The 2,865-nt window shown below is 68.6% G+C and carries 4 protein-coding genes and 1 pseudogene; 2 read left to right on the top strand and 3 right to left on the bottom strand.

From position 1 onward, the window contains the following. Positions 1-91 precede the first annotated feature (91 nt). From ACFWOG_RS40420 to ACFWOG_RS40410, 3 genes and pseudogenes are all read right to left on the bottom strand, one after another. Positions 92-274, bottom strand: coding sequence for a hypothetical protein (locus ACFWOG_RS40420; RefSeq protein ID WP_380364693.1), 183 nt, complete (start codon positions 272-274; stop codon positions 92-94). Then, complete coding sequence (locus ACFWOG_RS40415) at positions 258-647, bottom strand: hypothetical protein (protein ID WP_380364691.1); 390 nt, start codon at positions 645-647, stop codon at positions 258-260. The genes ACFWOG_RS40420 and ACFWOG_RS40415 overlap by 17 nt, the downstream gene beginning before the upstream one ends. Further along, positions 644-1,018: pseudogene (locus ACFWOG_RS40410) on the bottom strand (glutamate--tRNA ligase); the annotation flags it as partial. The gene ACFWOG_RS40415 and the pseudogene ACFWOG_RS40410, both read right to left, overlap by 4 nt. 290 nt (positions 1,019-1,308) lie before the next feature. On the opposite strand from ACFWOG_RS40410, the gene ACFWOG_RS40405 reads away from it, so the two are divergent. Continuing rightward, a complete protein-coding gene (locus ACFWOG_RS40405) occupies positions 1,309-1,977 on the top strand; it encodes a peptidase inhibitor family I36 protein (RefSeq protein WP_380364689.1) in 669 nt (222 codons plus the stop codon). A gap of 62 nt (positions 1,978-2,039) precedes the next feature. Beyond that, entirely contained in the window at positions 2,040-2,495 is a 456-nt protein-coding gene (locus ACFWOG_RS40400) for a hypothetical protein (protein WP_380364687.1), read from the top strand. Positions 2,496-2,865: the final 370 nt, after the last annotated feature.

Raw genomic sequence — 2,865 nt, 5'->3', positions numbered from 1 at the left:
GGCTCCACACCTACAATCACCACCGCGGACACACCGCACTCGCAGGCAAGCCACCCGCCAGCCGCGTTCCCAACCTCATGGGTCAGAACACCTAGTCCTGCCCGAGCCAGTTCTTCACGTTCTGCGCTTCGGCACCCGAGAGTTCGCCGCCTGTCAGCATGAACTCGACGTAGTGCCGGATGGCGCCGGCCTTGTGCGGATTCGGGACGGCGAGCACGTCCATCCACCGCTGCCCCGTCGATCCTTCGATGATGACGTCACCGCGGACGGACATGGTGATGAGTCCGTCCCGAGTGGGCCCGTTGGTTGTCGTGGGCCGGTCGCCCGCGACGTTCCATTGCGACCCGGGCCCAGCGCAGATCTGCGGCGTCCGGGCCGTCGTGCAGGTCCACCCAGAGCAGGAACTCCCTGGTGCCGTCCAGCAGTCCGAAGCGGGTCGCCAGGGCGTACCAGGCCCGGTTGACATCCCCGAGCGGATCGGGGCTGTCGTACTCGACCCTGAAGTCGACACGCCCGTCCTCCGGCCCGCACCCCGTCGCCGCGAACGCGGCAGACGGGGGGCGCGACGTCACCGTTTCCTCCAGGCCCACGAGGTGGATTCCGGACTCCGCGAGCCGGGCCGACAGTTGCTCCGTGTTCATGATCACCTGATTATCGTGGGGCGCTCCAGGGCGGCGTCCAGGCGGGCCAGGGTCCGCTCGCGGCCGAGGACCTCCAGCGATTCGAACAGAGGCAGGCCGACGGTCCGGCCGGTCACCGCGACCCGCACCGGCGCCTGGGCCTTGCCAAGCTTCAGCCCGTGTTCGGCCGCGACCGCCTTCAGGCCGGCCTTCAGTACCCCGGCCGCCCACCGCGCCTCGGCCAGCCTCCCGCGCGCGGAGCGCAGCAGGGCCGCCGCGGCGTCCTTGTCCTTCATCGCCTTCGCCCAGGACGCGTCGTCCCGGACGGGCTCGGGCAGGAAAGCGAAGTCGACCTGCTCGGTGATCCCACTGAGCAGCGGGATGCCCGGCTGGCCGAGCACACGGAGCGGGCCCGCGTCGAAGCGCGCCGGGTGGTGTCACGGTCCCCCCGGTCCGGCCCCGCCGGATCCCGGCCCGGTCGTCCGGCGAGCACCGCGCCGTCGTCGGGCGTCGGTCGTGCCTCAACACCGGATGCGCGAAGAAGAGGCGCACACCCCGCAACCGGACTCGAAGTATGATCGCCCGTCAACTCTGGCCGCCGGCAGGTTTCTTCTCTGTTGGATTCGTACACATGTCGTGGCGGGGAGCCGCGGCAGACTACTGGAGGGGACGTTCAATGAGGCTTCGCATGCTCGCGGCCGGAGTCGGTGCGGCTGTCGTGCTCCTGGGCTGGGCCGTGCCCGCCCAGGCGGCCGGACAGCCCAGTCCTGGAATCACCAGCGGGGTTGTGACGCCCGAGGAAGAAGTACGCAACAACGAGAACCTGGCCAAGTCCGAAGGAGAGGTCACCGTTCTTCACCGCGGACAGAAGGTGAAGACCAGCACCGCCTGGGCACAGGGCGCCCAGACGTGCGTCGAGTTCGCCGCAGGCGACAACCGCTGTTTCGACTCCGATACGGAGGCCGACTTGGCCACGGTCACGTTCGACTCCGCCCGACCGGCGCCCCAGGACGGCCAGGCGGCAAACGCGGCAGGCCAGACGCCCGCCGTCGTGACCGGGACCCCGTCGTGCGCATCTGGCTGGGTCTGCCTGTGGGCCGACACCACCTACGACGGCCGCAAGTTGCAGTGGTCCGATGCCGGCCAGAAGAACCTTGTCGACTGGTCCTTCCGTGACCAGGCCAGCTCTGCCTGTAACGGCAAGAGCCAGGGCGGCTTCACGCTCTTCGACGCCCGCGACTTCATACTCGACCCGGAGCTGATTCTCGGGGCCGGAGGCTGCAACAGCAACTTCACGAACGTCGGTTACCCGTACGGCGGTAACTGGAACGACAAGGCCGACTACATTCAGGTCTGACCGTGACAAGGCCCCCGTGCCGCCCGGCGGCGCGGGGGCCACACCTTTCTCCGGGAGACTCGTTGAATCGCGCGACCGCCACCATCGCCACGGCAACAACCGCCGCTGCCCTGCTCCTCACCTCCTGCGGACCCACGACCGAGGCCACAGCCACGAATCAGCCGGTCTTCGCGCCTACAGTGATGCCTTCCGCGAGCGGCGCCGAGGTCGGGGCTACGGAGTTCACCCGGTTCGCGCAGGAAAGCGGGACCCCGGAACAGCGAGCGGCGGTGGACGGACACGTCTCCAAGGTCGCCCGGTCCATCCCCCAAGGGGATCACCGGAACAGCTACATCGCCACCGACTTCCCACAGCCCGACGACGCGACAACGCGCGCCATCATCAACGCGTACCTGGCGTGGACCGGACCGGCCGACGACGCGGCCATGCTCGTTCTCTACACTGCGGCCGGCACGGTCATGGGCGCGGTGGAACCCGACTCATGGCGCAGCCCCTTGCCGGTACCGTCGGGCCGGTAGGGGAACAGACTCTCGGCTTTCAGACCATAGAGAACCTCGACGGAAACCTGACCGACGGCTGTGTGGAGCAGGTGAGCACACGAGCCGCTCCTGTCAAGGGATTGTTAGGTCCCGTATGTCCTCGGGATGTCATGGCGGAGGCGGTGGCGGGGGTTCTTCAGCGCCCCGCCCGGTCGGCCCTGACGGTGGTTGGCACCGTCTTGGGAGTCGGCTCGCTGATCGCCATCCTCCCGGCGTTCACTCGACCTCGCCAACGCTCTCGGCCGGGACCGCTTCACCCCGGGGGAGATTCAGCGCGTCCTCGCTGAGGCTTCATCGACGGCAGCGACCTCGCCGTTTACAAGGCTGTGCTCCGACGGCTGGGGAACAC

It is taken from the genome of Kitasatospora sp. NPDC058406 (genome assembly GCF_042722765.1).
In the GTDB taxonomy this organism is placed as follows: Bacteria; Actinomycetota; Actinomycetes; order Streptomycetales; family Streptomycetaceae; genus Kitasatospora.
Note: the sequence above shows the minus strand (reverse complement) of the source record. Positions and strands in the feature narration are given on the sequence as shown.